This window comes from Oscillibacter sp. (assembly GCF_032018205.1).
In the GTDB taxonomy this organism is placed as follows: Bacteria; Bacillota; Clostridia; order Oscillospirales; family Oscillospiraceae; genus Oscillibacter.
In genome coordinates, this window is record NZ_DALZOY010000001.1 from 106,931 (window position 1) to 123,236 (window position 16,306).

A 16,306-nucleotide genomic window follows, 5' to 3' on the forward strand; every position below is an offset into this window, starting at 1 on the left:
CCGCTCATTTACGAATCGCTGCGGAAGGCCCAGTCCGTGTCTCTGATGCACTGCATGTAGATGTCCATTACCTCATAGGCATCCACGTCCAGCGCAGGCGGCTCCATCGGCGTTCTTTGCTCATAGGAAACGGCGTATTCCAGATACGTCTTTAAAGGGCCTGAGTCTTCACCCAGCAGGACCTTTTTGGTTTCCGCCGGGAGGTGAACCTCCCCCAGCAGGTCCGCCATGGACCGACCCAGAATGAGGTCCATCAGACTGAACATCCCCGTGAGAAAGCCGGAAGTTTTCTTACGACTGTGGGGCGAGTGCTCCATCAGCCGCTCCATGAAAATTCCGCGAAGATATGCCTCGCGCACCGTCTCGTCCGAGCAGGTGGTGTTGGACTCCCGGGCCAGCAGCAGAACCACCCAGTGGTACAGTTCGTCAATCCCCAGATAGGTCACGGCCCGCTCAATCACTTCGAGAGAGTTGCCCCGATAGTATTGCAGCGTCCTCACTTTTTTCAGGAGGCGAAAGGTTAGCGCTGCGTCGGAGCGAATCATCTCCGAGCAGTAGCGCAAATCTACGTCGGTCCGGTTCAGCTCCCGCAAAAGGCGCGTATAGGTGGCGGAGTTAATATTCGCCGTCTCCTTGCGCAGATTCGTGGGCCGCTGAAAGAAAAACCCCTGAAACTTGCTGTAACCCTGACGCATAGCCCGCTCATAGGTTTCCCGGTCTTCTACTTTTTCAGCCAACAAAGCCATGCGACCACGACGATATTTTCGCGCAATTTCTTCCTGCTTTTCTTCACTGGTAGCCAAAAAGTCCACCTTCAGCACGTCAATCAGCGGAAGAATGGGGTCAAAGATCGGGTCGCCGGTGTAGTCGTCCAGCGCCAGACGATAACCGCGGCTTTTCAGATCCTTCAAACGCCTGATCAGTTTGTCCGTCACGTGAATGCTCTCCAGCAGCTCTATCGTAATTTTCCGGGGGTCCGTCAGCAACACAAAGTCACTCATCACCAGCGACTCCGTAAAATTGACGTATGCACCCCGCCCATCGGTCAGATTGTTCAGACCAAAGGCCATCAATGCGTCGGACAGAAGGATGCGGGTGGCCCGGTCCCCATCCGCAAACGAGGCTCGGTCCTCTCCGTCGCCCGCCCGGTAAAGCAGCTCGTAGCCCTCTACCCGCAGATTGCGGTCGAAAATGGCCTGCCGGGCAATGTATCTCTGCATAGCCCAATCCTCCGTTTCACCGCGCTTTAGGCGCGGGGTTCCTCCATCTGGATACTCACGCGGTCCCCGTCTGCCAGCACGCGCATAAATGCGCTGCTCTCCCCGTTGACCCGCAGTGTCACAGGTCGATCCAGATGCTCAAAATCAAGACCCGCATGCTCCAGCAAATCCATTAAATAGTAGGGCGCGTTCTTCGGTTTAGCCGGAAGCTTCAGCGGGGCTCCGTTTAGAAAAAACAGGCGGGGAGGAAGCAATTCCTCAAAAGGCTGGGGGGCGGACACGCGCTCTGCCTCCGGCTTTTCGGCGGAAGAACTCGCTGTCGGGGAACTATCCGCTGAGCCGTCGGCAGGCAGGCATTCCTGGGCTGCGGAAGCGTCCTCGCCCACGGCGTGAGAAGAAGCCGCTTCTTTGTTCGTCCCTTCTAATACCGTCGCCTTTACGGGGACGATGGCGTTGGTGACCACGGCGTCTCCCGGACGCAACTCATAGTCGGGGCCCACGGGCGCTCCATTCACAAGGCAAACGGCTGCGGCGGACTCACCGCCCAGCGCCTCGGCAATGGTTCGCCGACCCGCTTTTCCTGAGCGGGCGGGGGTAAATTCAATAGAGTCCGCCGCCTGAATCACTGTGGAGGGCGGAAGCTCCGTTCCGTTGATGCGCAGAGAGGACGGCTCCGCAGGCTCGCCCCGGTACAGGGTCCGCTGTCCGTCAATGGTAACGGCAAGTGAGGAACCGGTCCGGCCGATCAGGTCGGCGTAGTTGTAGCCGTTCATCTGCAAAACGTCCAGCGCGGTTAAAGCGCCGCTGCGGAAAAGCTTGGCAGGATGACCGTTGAGAGAAACGCGATAGCTGTCTGAAATCAAGCCTAGACCAGCGGAGACGGCGATGCCCAAAGGCGTGGTATATTCCGGGTCGTTCAATTCTTCGGTGTCGGAAAAGGCGCTCATTTTAAAGTTAGACCCGGCCACGCTTACCCGCCGGGGATCCATTTCCAGCGCGGAGGCCACCGCCTGCGGCAGCCCCTCCAGCTTGCTGCCCCCGCCCGCCAGAAAGACCGCCGAGGGCGCGCCGCCGTTAATTTCCCGGATGCGGCGGGCCAGCTCGTCCGCAAGCTGGCCTTCAGCCGGGATAATCACCTCTTTCACAGCAGAGGAGGGAAGCTCCTGCTCAAAACCCAAAATGTCGGTAAAGCGCAGAGTTTCTCGACAGGCCGCTTCTGATTTCAGGCGCTCCGCCGTGGAAAAGTCGGTGAGAAAGGCCCGCATAATGGCTTCAGTAATCTCGTCGCCCGCCACGGTGGCCATGGTATAGCCCACTACGCTGCCGTCCCGGCAGGCGGCAATGTCCGAGGTACCCGCCCCGATGTCCGCCATCACCAGATTCAAAAGCCGCAACTCCGGCGGAATGGCGGCGTTAATGGCGGCAATGGGCTCCAGCGTCAGGCTGACCACCTCCAGGTCCGCCGTCTGCATGGCGGAATACAAGCTGTCCACCACCTCGGAGGGCAGGAAGGTTGCCACTACTTCACATTCCAGCTTTTGTCCGTTATGGCCTTTCAGAATGGAAAGGGGATAGCTGTCCACAAGATACTGGGAGACAGTGTATCCCACCAGATAAAACCGGCCCAGCCGCTGGTCGTTCTTGTTCAGGTTGGACTCGGCGGCGGAAACAGCCCCCGCCTCAAGCTGACCGATGAGGTCCTCTCCGATGCGGCGAACCTCCGGCAGCTCCAGCTCAAAGTGGCCCGCCTCCGTGTGCAAAGCCCGTCCGGCAGCGGCAATGCACACCCGCGTCAGCTTGCAGTCCAGCCGGGCTTCCAGCCGGGCAGTTACCTCGGCGGCAACCTTTCCCACCTGAGCAATGTCCTCAATTTGACCGTCCATCATGGCGCGCTTGCTGTGCTCCAGTTTTTCCACGGCCAGAATGTGCACCCGCTCGCCCTCTGCTCGGCCTGCCATGCCGATGATGCTTCTGGTGCCGATGTCCAGCGCGAAAATCATGTCCCGACTCTGCTGCTCGCGTACTTTTTCCACGGTGGCTCACTCCTCTGCGCTTGCGGGCGTGTAAAAATACGTGCGCCCGGTATATTCTGTATTGTGTCCGGCGGCAATGTCGCCCGCCGCCCTTTGCTATTCGACCCACGGCAGTTCAACGCTTTTTCGTGTATTTTGGCTTTCGCACCCGGATTTCGCCGTATCGTCCTCCGGACATATCGCCGGCAATCGTTCCGTCCACCAGCGTCACCACCCGGCGGTGCATCACGTTGACGATGGTGCTGGCATGGGTGGCCATGATAACCGTGGTGCCCAACCGGTTCAGCTCTGAGAGTACATGCATCAAATCCCAGATGTTGTCGGCATCCAGATTGGCGGTCAGTTCATCCAGCACCAACACCGGCGGACTGTTTATCAGTGCCCGGGCCAGCTCCACCCGCCGGGCCTGCCCGATGGAAAGCTCTCCCGGATACTTTCCGCCAAGGCCGCCAAGTCCTACAATGCCCAAGGCTTTTTCCGTTCGCTCCCGCAGTTTTTTCTCTCGGGTCAGTCCGCTCACACGGGCCACCATGGCAAGATTCTCATAAATCGTGCGTCGCCGCATTAGGTGTGGCTCCTGCGCTACATATCCAAAGCTTCTGCGGACCCTTGCCGAGGAAAACAGCGGCAGCGGGGCCACATTCAGCCCGTCCAACAGCACCTGTCCCTCGTCTGCGCGGATTTGACCGGCAATCAGTTGCAGCAGTGTGCTTTTTCCCGCGCCGCTGCTGCCAACAACGAACACGAATTCCCCCTGCCGGACAATGAGATTGATGTCGCTGACAGCCTCAATCAATCCGTGCTCGCCGCGATAGCGCTTTGTTGCGTTTTTCAGTTCGACTGTCGGCATCAGGCCTGCTCTCCATCTCCGCCGCGTTTTGCGGCGGCAACATCTATACATTTTTAACGGGTTCTGTTATAATCTTACTGAAATCCAAAGAAATTTGCGATGGAGCGGGTTCTCTCCGTAACATCCTCGACAAAAAATTCCTATTTTCGCGTTTATTTGTACTTTATCATAAAACGCAACATATGAAAAGCCCTAAATGATACAAAAATTTGGAAGGAGGCGGCGGCCGGTGAAGCGCGGTTCTCGCTTAAAAAAACTGCTTGCCGTCGCTGTGCTTGCCATCGTGTGCATCGGGACGGCGGAACTGGCCGTATGCCGGGTGGCAGACCCGGTGCTGTACGAGCGGATCATGACTCCTGTGCGGCGGACAGCCTCCTCCGCATGGGCCATGGTGTCCGATGGCGCCCGGACGGTATACAGGGTGGCGTCCGACGGCGCTTCCAGCGTGTGGGACAAAGCGGCCTCCGCTGTCACCGGGGTGCTGCGCAAGGACGGGGAGGAGCTGGAAAGCCAGGCGGTTCTGGAGCCGGACGAAGAGCCGATCGCCTTGGCGGACCCTACTGTTACCGCGCTGGAGCAGAGGGAGACGGGCGAGGTTCTCACCGGCGGAAACCGGGAGGTTTTTTATTACAATCAGACCGACGAGACTTGGGCGGACCAGCCCTATGGGCGAGACACTCTGGGCCGGTATGGCTGCGGTCCCACCTGCCTGTCCATGGCTGTTTCCAGCCTGACCGACCGGGCGGTGGACCCCGGGGAGATGGCGCAGTGGGCTGCTGAAAACGGGCATTGGGCGCGGCGCAGCGGGTCCTATCTCTCCATTGTAAATGGTGTGGCTGCGGCCTATGGGCTGGAAGTGGAGTCCCTGCCGGACTGCGACTCGGAGCGATTGCGGCTGGAGCTGGCCGCGGGGAAGATGGCCGTGGCCCTGATGACCAAGGGCCATTTCACCAACGGTGGGCATTTCATCCTCCTGCGCGGGGCCACGCTGGACGGCGGCATTCTGGTGGCGGACCCCAGCAGCCGGGAGAGAAGCCTTGCCGTGTGGGACCCGCAGGTAATTTTGGATGAGCTGTCTAAAAGTCGGAGCAGCGGCGCGCCGCTGTGGCTTTTATCTCCGGCGGATTCATAAGTAAACAAAAAAAGGAAAACAGGCGGAGAGACCGCCCCGGTTGGGGGCGCTCCCTCCGCCGCTTTTTTGTTTCAGAATCCGTCTCAATGCTTGCGGTAAAACGATTTGTCCCGGCAGAGCTTTTCGTTTACGTGACGGTCCAGCTCGGCAAGCTGCTCCAGTGTACGGCGGTTTTGGGCAATTTGATCAGCAACCTCCCGCTCCGCCTCACTGTGGGGCGGGCCGTTTTGCTTTACCAGCCGGTCAAAGGCGGCCTCGTCCTCGCCGCTTAAGTCGCAGCGTTTCAATTCCAGCGCGGCGTTCAACTCCTGCAATTCAAGCAGGGGCCGGTGCCTGCCTGTCAGCAGCAGCCGCACGGAAACCTGATCTTCCCGGTCCACGGCTTCAGCCAGCTCCCGGGTGACGCCAATCACCTCGCCCAGCTTGCGGAAAATGCTTCGCTCCAGCACGAGCAGCCCCGGCAGGGACCTTTCCCACAGCTCACTCATCGTTCCGGCGAGTCCTTTTCCGCCGCGCGGAAGGTGTCCCGCAGGTCGCCTACCATGGTGAGAAGCTGCTTTAGCTCCGTCTGGTTCCGCCCGGCCTTGACGCGGCTGAAATCATAGCAAAAAAAGTCGTACAGCCGGTGCAGTTCCCGGCTGATGGGATACTGATTGTCCAACGTGTTGTCCAAATAGTGAAGAATATCCAGACACCGGTCCACCGACGCCTCAAACAGCGGATAATCCGCCTGTCCCAGCGCGATGTCCGCCCGGGCCGCGCGCTTTACCAGCTCATCATATAAAACAATCAGCAGTTCTCCCGGGGTCATGGTGCTGACGGACTGCTGCTTATACTGCTGATACCCCTGTGCTTCCATGCGTGTTCCTCCGTTTTTTGGTCGCGGTTTTGCCGCGGGTTTACTTGTCTCAGCCGCCCATCATGCTTGAAATCATGGAGCTTTGAGAATTCATGGAGCTGGTCAGCGTTTCCAGTCGGGTGAACATTCTGGTATAGTAATCCACCTGATCGGAAAGCTTGTCCTGCCATCTTGTGACCTGATCGTCATACTCGTCAATCTGATCCTGTATGTTGTTTGACAGCAGCGACAAAGGCGAGTAGACCGAGCCGGCCTTCTGCACCAGAATGCCTTTTGTCGCGCCGGTGGTGGAGGCGTAGTCGGAGATGACCTTGCTGACGGTGACCATCAGTCCGCCGCTTCCGGTGGTGGAGGTAAACGCATCACGCACGCTGTCGGGGTCGCTGCTCAGCGCGTCTCGCAGCGCGTCCTCGTCTATCTGAAGGGAAGTAACGCCGTCGGAGTAGGTGGTGGAGATTCCCATTTTCGAAAGCGTGCTACTGGAAGAGCCTCCCGGAGAGATGGCGGAAATCAGCTTGCTGTACAGGCTGGTAAGATCGCTGTCGCCAAACAAAATACCCTGCTTCGCCTTCTCCTCGTATTTTTCTATGGCGGAGTCGGTCATTTCGCTTTTGTCGTCGTCGGTAAGCGGCTCATAGCGACTTTTGTCGCTCTTGTAATTGGGAAGGGAGGAGTAAGCATCGTGGACCGATTTTAAGATTTCGTTCAGTTCGTCCACCATGCCGGTAATGGTGTCCACCAGCGTGTCCGCGTCTGAAACGGAGGTAAACGTGACCGCTTCGGGGCTGTCTTGCAGCGTGCCGAGAACGGTGTTCCCGTTGGTGTCCAACGTGTCGGCGGAATAGGTTCCGAATGTTCCCTTTAGGGTGACGGACAGACCGTCCACGCTGAAGGTATTGTCCGAGCGGGTAATGGAGCCCATCGGCACGCCGTTGACCTCCATGCTGAACACCGCATCCTGCCCCGCCTTGTACGCATCCGCGGGGGCCGTCTGAATGCCAGCGGCGACCTGCCCGTCGGAGTCGTTCACCGCGCCGAACAGAAGGGCGGCCAGGTTGAGCTTTCCTTTGTTCTCCCCCTCCGAAATGGTGTCGTTAATAACAATTTGGCTGGCCGCGCCGGTTTCTCTGGAAGCAATCTGAATCTGGTTGGTGGTTTTGGAGAAGCTGGCGCTCAGGCCCACGGATTCGGAATTGATGGCAGAAAACACGGCGTCCAGAGAAGAGTCCCGGGTAAAGGTCAGCTTTTTGCCGCTGATTTCCAGCTCATAACCGTAAAGCTGCTTGCCGTCGGACCCCAACCGATAGCCGTCCTTGTCGGTTTTGTTGCCGTCGGAGTCCACATAGGTGCCGTCGCTTTTTTTGGTGATCTTACTGGAGTCGGAGCGAAGCACCGTTCCCTCGATTCCGCCCAGTGTTTCGGGGTCGCTGCCCACGGCCGGTTTCGGCTCCAACAAAGAGCCAAGCGTCTTGCCGGTATCCAGATAGCTGGAGGTAAAGCTGCCACTAAGGCCCAAGGCCGTGCCCACGGCGGAAGTGGCGGAAATGGTGATGGTAGAGCCCTTCTGTCCTGTGAATTGCAGCTTGCCGCCATTCATCTTCACCTTCACGTTGGAGCCAAACGCATCCTTCACGGCGCTTTGCAGGCCGTCTACAAAAGCTTCGGTCGGTTTCGAATTGCTGGAATCGTATGTAGGCAGCGTGATGGTTTTGGTCTTGCCGTCCACCGACATGGAAATCGTCTTTCCGGAAAGGTATTTGCCCGCAGTGCCGCTTTTGTCCACCAGATCAATCAGGTTTCCGTTGTCTGAGGGGATGGTGAGGAAGGATTCCTTTTTGCTGGGATCAATATTCAGGGTTTCCTTCAGCTTACCGGTGGCGCCGGTCACGGTGACGGTGTTTCCAGCACTCTGATTGTCAATGAAGCTCACCTTTCCGTCGTCGCCCAAAGAAGCTTTCACCATGGTCAGGGCGGGGACGCTCTCTCCCTTGGAATCCGTCACCGTGGTGGAGGCCAGCTTCACGTTGATGGCCCGCACAAAGTCGTCCGCCGAGGCATACGTCTCCAAATCGCCAAAGCTCAGGTCGATGGAACGGCTGCTGCCGTAGCTCAGGGTCAGCGTGCCGCTGACCTTGCTCAAATCCATTGGATTGGATAGATTTAGGGTTTTGCCCAAAATATTGGCAATGCCGTCCGTGCCGGTGATGCCGGTCATGTTGGAATTCTTAAACAAATCCGCCGCGGAAGCGCTGTAGGTAGACTTGGTGGCCAACTGCTTCACGCCCGAAATCTGCACGTTGCTGGAGGTTTTGCCGGAGGCGGAAACCTTGGACGCGTTGGCTCCGTTGGTGGAGGTGATCACGGCTTTATTGAAATAGCTGGGGCTGAGCAGGTTTGTGGACGAGTTGTAGGAGGTGTATTTCTGGGCAAATTTAATCATGGGGCTGGAAATTTCGCGGATGCCCTCCTGCTGCCATGTCAGCTTGGTTTGCTTTTGCTGAAGGGACGAAATTTTAAGATTATAGCCGCTGACGGCGTTTTCAATCATCGACTCCGTATCCATTCCCGTGGCGAGGCCGGACAAAACGTTTCGATTGCCGTAGATGCTGCTGGAATTGCTGCTGGTGACTCCGCTGACGGATGCCATACTGATCGCTCCTTCCTTGATCCGCGCCTGCGCGGGGCTTCCCCGGGGCGGCGGCTTAAAAGAAAATTTAATTCTATCTCTATACTTTTCTATCGACATATAGTATAGTAAAGTTAAGAGTTTCGACAAAGTTTTTTAATCAAATGGGAGGTTTCGGTTTGGCAACAATCATGACGGTCACAAATCAGAAGGGCGGCGTGGGAAAGACCACCACTGCCGCCGCGCTGCTGTATGCGCTGTATGAGCGCGGACAGCGCGTTCTTGGCGTGGACCTGGATCCGCAGGGCAGTTTGAGCTTCAGCCTCGGACTGGATACGGAAAACTGCGCCACGGTCTACGATTTGTTTAAAGACCGGGTTACGGTGGACGAGGCCATCACCAATTCCCACGGAATCGACCTCCTTCCCGCCAACATTCTTTTGTCGGCGGCGGAGCTGGAATTTAACCGCACCGGACGCGAGTTTATGCTGCGCAATAAGCTGATGGGCGTGGCAGAGCGGTATGACTATGTCATCATCGACACGCCGCCCGCGCTGAACGTGCTGACGGTGAACGCGTATGTGGCTTCGGACACGCTGGTGATTCCCATGGTGCCGGAAATCCTGAGTCTTTTGGGCGTGGCCCAGATCAAGGAAACCATTGACACTGTGCAGAGTTGTTATAACCCCAAGCTTAGAGTTCTGGGGATTCTGCTGAATAAATATAACGCCCGCCTGACTCTGAACCGCGAAGTCAGCGAGATGGCCGACCAGATTGCCAAGCAGTTAAAAACCAGCGTATTTAAATCCGTAATTCGTTCCAGTATCGCCGTGGCGGAGGCTCCCGCCCACGGCGAAAGTATTCTCAGCTACGCGCCCAATTCAAAGCCCGCCGACGATTTCCAGCATCTCACCTCGGAAATTACTTCTTTGCTGCAAGAGCGGCAAGGGACCCGGTGAAACGGTCTGCCAGCAGGAGGAATGCATCATGCCCGCCAACAAAAAGTCTACCAATAAAACGGCTCACGTGCTGAATGTCATCACGGCAGGCCGGGCAACGGCTGAGGAAGTAGCCCCCGCTTCGCTGGCTTCTCCGCCTGCGGCAACGGTCGAGGCCGTTACCCCGCCGCCTGTCATCGCGCCGCCGCCGGTCATTGCGCCGGTTGTTCCCATGGTGGAGGTGGAGCACGCCCCCGAGGAGCTTTCCAATCAGATTCGGGAGGCCCTGCGGGAGGAGGTGGAGCGGGCGGAGAGCGACACGTTTTCTGTCCTTCAGCCGGAGGTTATTAAGACGGGAGATTACGAGTTGCCGTCCAGTTCGTCTTCGCCCACCGCGTCTTCGGCTGCTGTGCCGCCTATTTCTTCCATCGGACGGCGCACACCCGTGAGGTCCGCACAGCCAATGCTTGCCGGAGAGCCTCAGGCCCCGTCAGGTACGGGAGATGAGAGTGAGTACGTCAACGTCATGCAGGCGCTGGTGCGGGAAAAAGTGCCTAAATATATCAAGCTTCTGGGCGTTTGCCCGTGCAGCCGGTGTCAGGCGGATGTGGAGGCGTTGGCGCTGAGCCATCTGGAGCCAAAGTACATTGTACTGCAAAAATGCCAGAGGTTTCCTTACTCCGTGTATGAAAACCACTATAACGCCGCAGTCACATCCCAGATCATCTCCGCCTGCCGCGTGGTGATGGAAAATCCCAGACATTGACCGTTTTTTAGAAAGACCGCCGCCCGGCTGGGTGGCGGTCTTTTTTTACGGGAGCGGTGGGCAGCACCAATCTGTCTGCCTATGGTGTTGCCCTGCTTTTTTGGGAGCGCTGGGCTTGCGGACGGTTGTCCGGAAATATCGGAGCTGCTTCTGCGGTTTCATCTGAAAACAATCTGTCAATATGCGGCAAAGCTCCCCTCTGTTCGACAACAGAGGGGAACCTTTTATTGAAATATTACAAATTGTATTGAAACAAGCTTTAAAATGACACAATTTCCTGTCGGGGTTTCTTGCCGTCCGCCACCGAGACGATGTGCATCACCGGACCGGGACCCTTGTAGGCGGGGTGCTCCTCCACGTCCATTTTGGCCGTAATTTCCATCCAGTCGTGATTTTTGAAGCGGTCAAGTCCCTCGCCGCGGGCAATCAGGCCCAAGAAGGTCACGTCCTTCTCACAGCACACCATGGCAAATCGGCCCGGACAGTCTATACCGGGATACTGGGAGGAGTGGCACATTACCACCATCATGTGGACCAGCTTGCCCCGATACCGGTCGGGGTGGTCCATCACGTCCACATACCACACGCCGAAGTCCTCGTCGGGGATGTCGATGACCTCCTGCGTCATGTCAAAGGGGCACTCGTCGCCGGTGAGATAGTCCTCGCTGGTGCCGTCTGCATTCTCCAGATAGATGTCCGCACGGCGGTTCACCATCCGCAGGTTGCGCTTGCGCAGGCTTTCCCGCAGCTCCGGGGTGCAGCGGTTGAAGACCAGCATGTCCGCGCCTGTAATCTTCTCCATCATAAGCTGCCCCATGTTTTTGGCATAGGCTTCAAAGGTGGAGGCCTGCACCATGCACATAATCTGATACAGCACCCAGTTGGCTGGAAGCACGTCCCGGTAAAGCCGCTCAAGCTGCCACATGCCGTTGTATTCAATCAGCACCTGACGAGGCTTGTACTTTTTTTCGCACTCCTTCAAAAATGAGCAGGTCAGCGCTTTCTCACTCTCTATGGTCACCACCGTGACATTGGAAAGAGCGGCCTTGTCGTATTCCTCTTCGCCCTCCTCGCAGCAGAGAAGAAGGGTCTTGTCCTCCTTGGCGAAGCCGTCCTGTAAAATGCCGTTGATAAAATTGGTTTTGCCGCCGTCCAGAAAGCCGGCGATGAGATAAACGGGTATATCCATAAATGAAAAATCCTTTACAGCAATTGAAACTTATTTTATAGGCCAAACAGCACTTTGAGCTTCGCTTCGTTCAGCTCCGCACCGATGACACACAGGCGGCCCGTGTAGTCGGGGGCGCCCCGCCGGACCTCCGCCTCCTCGGGCACGAAGTCAAAGTGAAGCCAGCCGCCATCCGCCGCCGGAAGAATGCCCTTGGCCCGCAGAACCTTGCCAAAGTCGCCGGAGTCCAGCTTTTCCAGAATGGCGCGAATGCTCATTTCTGTGAAGACCTTGGGTGTCTCCGCACCCCAACTGGTAAACACCTCGTCCGCGTGATGGTGGTGGCAGGAACAATCGGGGTCACTGCACTCGTGCGCATGGTCATGATGGTGTTCATGCTCGTGATCGTGCTCATGGTGATGATCGTGCTCATGCTCATGGTCATGATGATGCTCGTGGTGGTGATCATGGCAGGAGCAGTCGGGGTCGCCGCACTCGCATTCATGGTCATGATGGTGTTCATGGTCATGGTCGTGATCGTGATGATGCTCGTGCTCATGGGCATCCGCCGTGTGTTCGGCGCGGATGCGCTCCAGCAGTTCGTCCGCCAGAGATACTTTTTCAATGGCAGAGAGAATGGTTTTGCCGTCCAATTGGTCCCAAGGAGTGGTGAGAATGGCGGCCTGAGGGTTCAGCTCCCGCAGCATGGCCACGGCGGCATCCAGCTTTTCAGCCGACAGCTTCTGTGTCCGGGAGAGAATAATGGTTCCTGCGGATTCCACCTGATTGTTGTAGAACTCGCCAAAGTTTTTCATATAGACCTTCACCTTGGATGCGTCCGCCACCGTGACAAAGCTGTTCAGCTCCATGTCGGCGCTCTTGGACACCGTGTCCTGCACGGCGGCAATCACGTCGCTGAGCTTGCCCACACCGGAGGGCTCGATCAAAATGCGGTCAGGGTGAAACTGCCGCTGCACGTCCTGAAGCGCTTGGCTGAAGTCGCCCACCAGAGAGCAGCAGATGCAGCCGGAGGACATCTCGGAAATCTGCACGCCGGATTCCTTTAAAAAGCCGCCGTCAATGCTGATTTCGCCGAATTCGTTCTCAATGAGCACCAGCTTTTCGTCCTGATAGGCCTCGGCCAGCAGCTTTTTGATAAGCGTTGTTTTTCCGGCGCCGAGAAAGCCGGAAATAATGTCAATTTTTGTCATGGAATCAAGTCCTTCGCTTTTAAATTTGGGGAGCTGACTAATACCTCGTATCATACCATTTTTTCTTAAAATTGCAATGTTTATATGGAAAATTCATGCCCCGTCCATAAATTTGGACCAAATTTATCCGGTCGGCGGGGAATTTGCTTTCTCTCCGCCAAAGGCCCCAAGGACCCACGGAGAAGCAAAACGACACTAAGGGAGCACCGTAAAAAAATGCCCTTGCGTCTTCCTGCCGCAATTGGCGTTATGCCAAAATAAACAAAAAGAAAAAGAGAACTAACGTTTACGCAATTGGTAAAAATTATAAAATGAGATAAACGGTGCATGCGAAATTGTATAAAACATACAATTGTTGCGAAATTGTGAACCCGTTGTTGCAACATTTCAACGGCGGTGCTAGAATAAAACCGAAAGGGAGCCAATACAGTTCTTCATGAGAGGGTATTTATACGGCTCCGAAAAGCCGCGGAAGAGCCGCGAACAAAATGGAAGAGGGGGAAACTAAAAAATGGCAGAGATAATTGCTGAAATTAACGGCAAAATCAATGGCATCGTCTGGGGCATTCCGATGATGATTCTGATTATCGGAACCGGCCTTTACCTGACCATCCGCACCGGGTTCCTGCAGTTCTCGAAGTTTGGCTACGCAATGAAGAACACCATCGGAAAGGTCTTTCATAAGGTGGAGGCCAAAGAGGGCGCGGTAACGCCGCTCCAGGCGCTGACCACCGCGCTGGCGGCCACCGTGGGCACCGGCAACATCGCGGGTGTGTGCGGCGCGATCGCCGTGGGCGGTCCCGGCGCGATTTTCTGGATGTGGGTCTCCGCGCTGGTGGGTATGTGCACCAAGTTTGCCGAGGTTACCCTTGCCATCAAATACCGTGAGCGCAACGATAAGGGCGACTGGGTCGGCGGTCCCATGTATTACATTAAAAACGGTCTGGGCCAGAATTGGAAGTGGCTGGGCACGTTGTTTGCCATCTTTGGTATGCTGGCTGCCTTCGGCATCGGCAACATGACGCAGGTGAACACCATCGCCACCACCATCGGCTCCGCCATTGGTGAGTTCGTCACTATGAGCGATGGCACCATGAATATCGTTTATCTGATTATCGGCATCGCTGTGGCTTCCATTTCCGCGCTGGTATATCTGGGCGGACTGAAGCGTATCGGCAGCGTGACCGAGAAGCTGGTTCCTGTCATGGCCATTATTTACATCCTCGGCTGTCTGGCGGTGATTGTCACCAATTCCCAGCATGTCGGGAAGGTTTTCAGCGACATTTTTATTGGCGCCTTTAACCCTGCCGCCGTGGTGGGCGGCGCAGCCGGCGTCGGCATCAAGCAGGCCATCACCAAGGGCGTTGGCCGCGGCATCTTCTCCAACGAGGCCGGTCTTGGCTCCGCTCCTATCGCCCACGCCGCCGCCGACACGGACAGTGCTGTCCGTCAGGGCCTGTTCGGCGTGTTCGAGGTGTTTGCCGATACCATCGTGATCTGCACCCTGACCGCGCTGACCGTGATGTGCGCCTATACCGGCGATAACGCCATGTCCATTGAATTTGGACAGTCCGCGGGCGCGGGCCTGGCGATCTCCGCATTCTCCACCACCTTCGGCGGAAAGGCTGCCGGTGTGGTCGTCGCCATCGGACTGACCCTGTTTGCTCTGTCCACGGTTCTGAGTTGGGGTCTGTATGGCACCCGCTGCGCGGAGTTCCTGTTCGGCACCAGAATCATCAAGCCGTATCAGGTGCTGTTCTGCCTGTTTATGATTGTGGGTGCCACCATGGAGCTTCAGTTGGCATGGGATATTGCCGACACGCTGAATGGCCTGATGGCGATTCCCAACCTGATTGCGCTACTGCTGCTGTCTCCTGTGGTCTTCAAGCTGGTGAGAGAGTACTTCTCCGACCCGGCCCGGGCGCTGGAGAAAAAAGCAAAGTAAGTGATTCAGCCCTTGTGTTTCCGAAAGAAAAGCACATCCTGGCGGCAATGCCGCCAGGATGTGCTTTTTGTCGAGCGGTTTTCCGCAAAAGAGTTTCCAGAACCCTGCCGCCGGAGCGCAGAGAAGAGGCAATGCGAAATAACGCTGCTTTAAATGAGGAGCTATCAGCCCAGATGCAGAATGGCTGAGGCAAAAGAAAAGTAAATGGAAAGAGAGATGGCATCTACGATGGTGGTGATGATGGGAGAGGCCATCACCGCTGGGTCAAAGCCCACCCGCTTTGCCAGCAGAGGAAGGGCGCAGCCCACCACCTTGGCGGAAAATACTGTGACGATCAAAGTGGAGCACACAACCAGAGCCACCGTGGGGGTCACGGCGGAATTGTGGAACAGCATCTGATCTATCAAAATCAGCTTGAGAAAGTTGGCTGTGGCCAGCGTCAGTCCGCACAGCAGGGAAACCCGAATTTCCTTCCAGATGACCCGAAGAATATCGCTGAATGCAATCTCATTCAGTGAAATTCCGCGAATCACAGTAACCGCCGATTGGGAGCCGGCATTGCCGCCTGTGTCCATCAGCATGGGGATATAGGCGGTCAGGATGGTCGCGGCGGCCAGCGCGTTTTCAAAGCTGGAAATAATCTGCCCTGTAAAGGTTGCGGAAATCATCAGAAGCAAAAGCCACGGAATGCGGGATTTAAACATCTCGAAAATATCGGTTTTCAGATATGGCTTGTCGGAGGGGAGAATTGCCGCCATCTTTTCGATGTCCTCGGTGACCTCCTCCTGCAAAACGTCCATGGCGTCGTCAACGGTGACGATGCCCACCAGTCGGTTTTCCGTGTCCACCACCGGCAGAGCCAGAAAGTCGTATTTAGAAAGGGTACGGGCGGTGTATTCCTGATCGTCCAGCGTGGAGACGGAGACGAAGTTGGTCTCCATGATGTCTCCGATGACTGCGTCCTCTTCCGCCAGCAGCAGTGTGCGCAGAGAAACCAGACCGATGAGGTGACGGTTGTCATCAATGACATAGCAGATGTTGATGGTTTCCTTGTCGGGGCCGGTGCGGCGGATGCGCTTGAATGCATCCTCCACGGTCATGGAGGTCTTCAGGTCTACAAACTCCGTGGTCATGATGCTGCCGGCGGAATCCTCTGGATATTTCAGGATTTCGTTGATGCTCTTGCGCATGTCTGGATCGGAGTGCATCAAGATGCGCTTGACCACGTTGGCGGGCATTTCCTCAACAATGTCCACCGCATCGTCTAAATACAGCTCGTCCAGCACCTCTTTCAGCTCCGTGTTGGAAAAGCCCTGAATCAAAAGCTCCTGCTCGTCCGAATCCAGCTCCACAAATACCGCCGCAGCCAGCTCCTTGGGAAGCAGGCGAAAAAGAAGCGGAAGGTCCTCCTCCGAAAGGCCGTCCATCAAAGGGGCAATGTCCGCCGCCTCTAGGAGACACAGGAGGTCCCGCAAGGCAGCATACTGTTTTCGGCGAATGAACTCCTCTATTTTTTCGATCAGTTCCATGCGCTTGTTTTCAAATTCCAACATACGCG

At 56.5% G+C, this 16,306-nt stretch carries 13 protein-coding genes; 4 read left to right on the forward strand and 9 right to left on the reverse strand.

Annotated elements, in window-relative coordinates; genetic code table 11:
* Positions 1-8: 8 nt before the first annotated feature.
* The 3 genes from RTU96_RS00480 to RTU96_RS00490 form a co-directional block, all read right to left on the reverse strand.
* Entirely contained in the window at positions 9-1,220 is a 1,212-nt protein-coding gene (locus RTU96_RS00480; protein WP_312634299.1) for an HDOD domain-containing protein, read from the reverse strand.
* Between the two features lie 26 nt (positions 1,221-1,246).
* Positions 1,247-3,253, reverse strand: coding sequence for a cell division FtsA domain-containing protein (locus RTU96_RS00485; RefSeq protein ID WP_312634301.1), 2,007 nt, complete (start codon positions 3,251-3,253; stop codon positions 1,247-1,249).
* A gap of 115 nt (positions 3,254-3,368) precedes the next feature.
* The gene (locus tag RTU96_RS00490; protein ID WP_312634302.1) at positions 3,369-4,103 is read right to left on the reverse strand and encodes an ATP-binding cassette domain-containing protein; all 735 of its coding nucleotides are present in this window, start codon (positions 4,101-4,103) and stop codon (positions 3,369-3,371) included.
* Between the two features lie 229 nt (positions 4,104-4,332).
* Here RTU96_RS00490 and RTU96_RS00495 point away from each other — a divergent pair, with 229 nt between their 5' ends.
* Positions 4,333-5,235: a C39 family peptidase gene (locus RTU96_RS00495; protein WP_312634303.1), complete on the forward strand. Its 903-nt coding sequence runs from the start codon at positions 4,333-4,335 to the stop codon at positions 5,233-5,235.
* Between the two features lie 83 nt (positions 5,236-5,318).
* Here the strand turns inward: RTU96_RS00495 and RTU96_RS00500 are convergent, their stop codons facing one another.
* Genes RTU96_RS00500 through fliD form a run of 3 tightly spaced genes read right to left on the reverse strand, consistent with a single transcriptional unit; the run spans position 5,319 to position 8,741 of the window.
* Positions 5,319-5,723: a hypothetical protein gene (locus tag RTU96_RS00500; RefSeq protein ID WP_312634305.1), complete on the reverse strand. Its 405-nt coding sequence runs from the start codon at positions 5,721-5,723 to the stop codon at positions 5,319-5,321.
* Positions 5,720-6,094 (reverse strand): flagellar export chaperone FliS, encoded by a 375-nt coding sequence (locus RTU96_RS00505; protein ID WP_312634306.1) that lies wholly within the window; start codon positions 6,092-6,094, stop codon positions 5,720-5,722. The genes RTU96_RS00500 and RTU96_RS00505 overlap by 4 nt, the downstream gene beginning before the upstream one ends.
* A gap of 49 nt (positions 6,095-6,143) precedes the next feature.
* Positions 6,144-8,741 carry a flagellar filament capping protein FliD gene (fliD, locus tag RTU96_RS00510; protein ID WP_312634307.1) on the reverse strand — a complete coding sequence of 866 codons (2,598 nt, stop codon included), beginning with the start codon at positions 8,739-8,741 and terminating at the stop codon, positions 6,144-6,146.
* Between the two features lie 158 nt (positions 8,742-8,899).
* On the opposite strand from fliD, the gene RTU96_RS00515 reads away from it, so the two are divergent.
* Together RTU96_RS00515 and RTU96_RS00520 are read left to right on the forward strand one after the other, a co-directional pair.
* Positions 8,900-9,679: a ParA family protein gene (locus tag RTU96_RS00515; RefSeq protein WP_312634308.1), complete on the forward strand. Its 780-nt coding sequence runs from the start codon at positions 8,900-8,902 to the stop codon at positions 9,677-9,679.
* A gap of 28 nt (positions 9,680-9,707) precedes the next feature.
* Positions 9,708-10,424: a late competence development ComFB family protein gene (locus RTU96_RS00520; protein WP_312634310.1), complete on the forward strand. Its 717-nt coding sequence runs from the start codon at positions 9,708-9,710 to the stop codon at positions 10,422-10,424.
* Between the two features lie 259 nt (positions 10,425-10,683).
* Here the strand turns inward: RTU96_RS00520 and RTU96_RS00525 are convergent, their stop codons facing one another.
* Complete coding sequence (locus RTU96_RS00525; protein WP_312634312.1) at positions 10,684-11,613, reverse strand: GTP-binding protein; 930 nt, start codon at positions 11,611-11,613, stop codon at positions 10,684-10,686.
* A 35-nt stretch (positions 11,614-11,648) separates the two neighbouring features.
* Entirely contained in the window at positions 11,649-12,803 is a 1,155-nt protein-coding gene (locus tag RTU96_RS00530) for a GTP-binding protein (protein ID WP_312634314.1), read from the reverse strand.
* Positions 12,804-13,314: 511 nt separating this feature from the next.
* Here RTU96_RS00530 and RTU96_RS00535 point away from each other — a divergent pair.
* The gene (locus tag RTU96_RS00535) at positions 13,315-14,748 is read left to right on the forward strand and encodes a sodium:alanine symporter family protein (protein ID WP_312634315.1); all 1,434 of its coding nucleotides are present in this window, start codon (positions 13,315-13,317) and stop codon (positions 14,746-14,748) included.
* 164 nt (positions 14,749-14,912) lie between these two features.
* Here RTU96_RS00535 and mgtE read toward each other — a convergent pair whose 3' ends face one another.
* Positions 14,913-16,301, reverse strand: a complete 1,389-nt coding sequence (gene mgtE, locus RTU96_RS00540) for a magnesium transporter (protein WP_312634316.1) — start codon at positions 16,299-16,301, stop codon at positions 14,913-14,915.
* Positions 16,302-16,306: the final 5 nt, after the last annotated feature.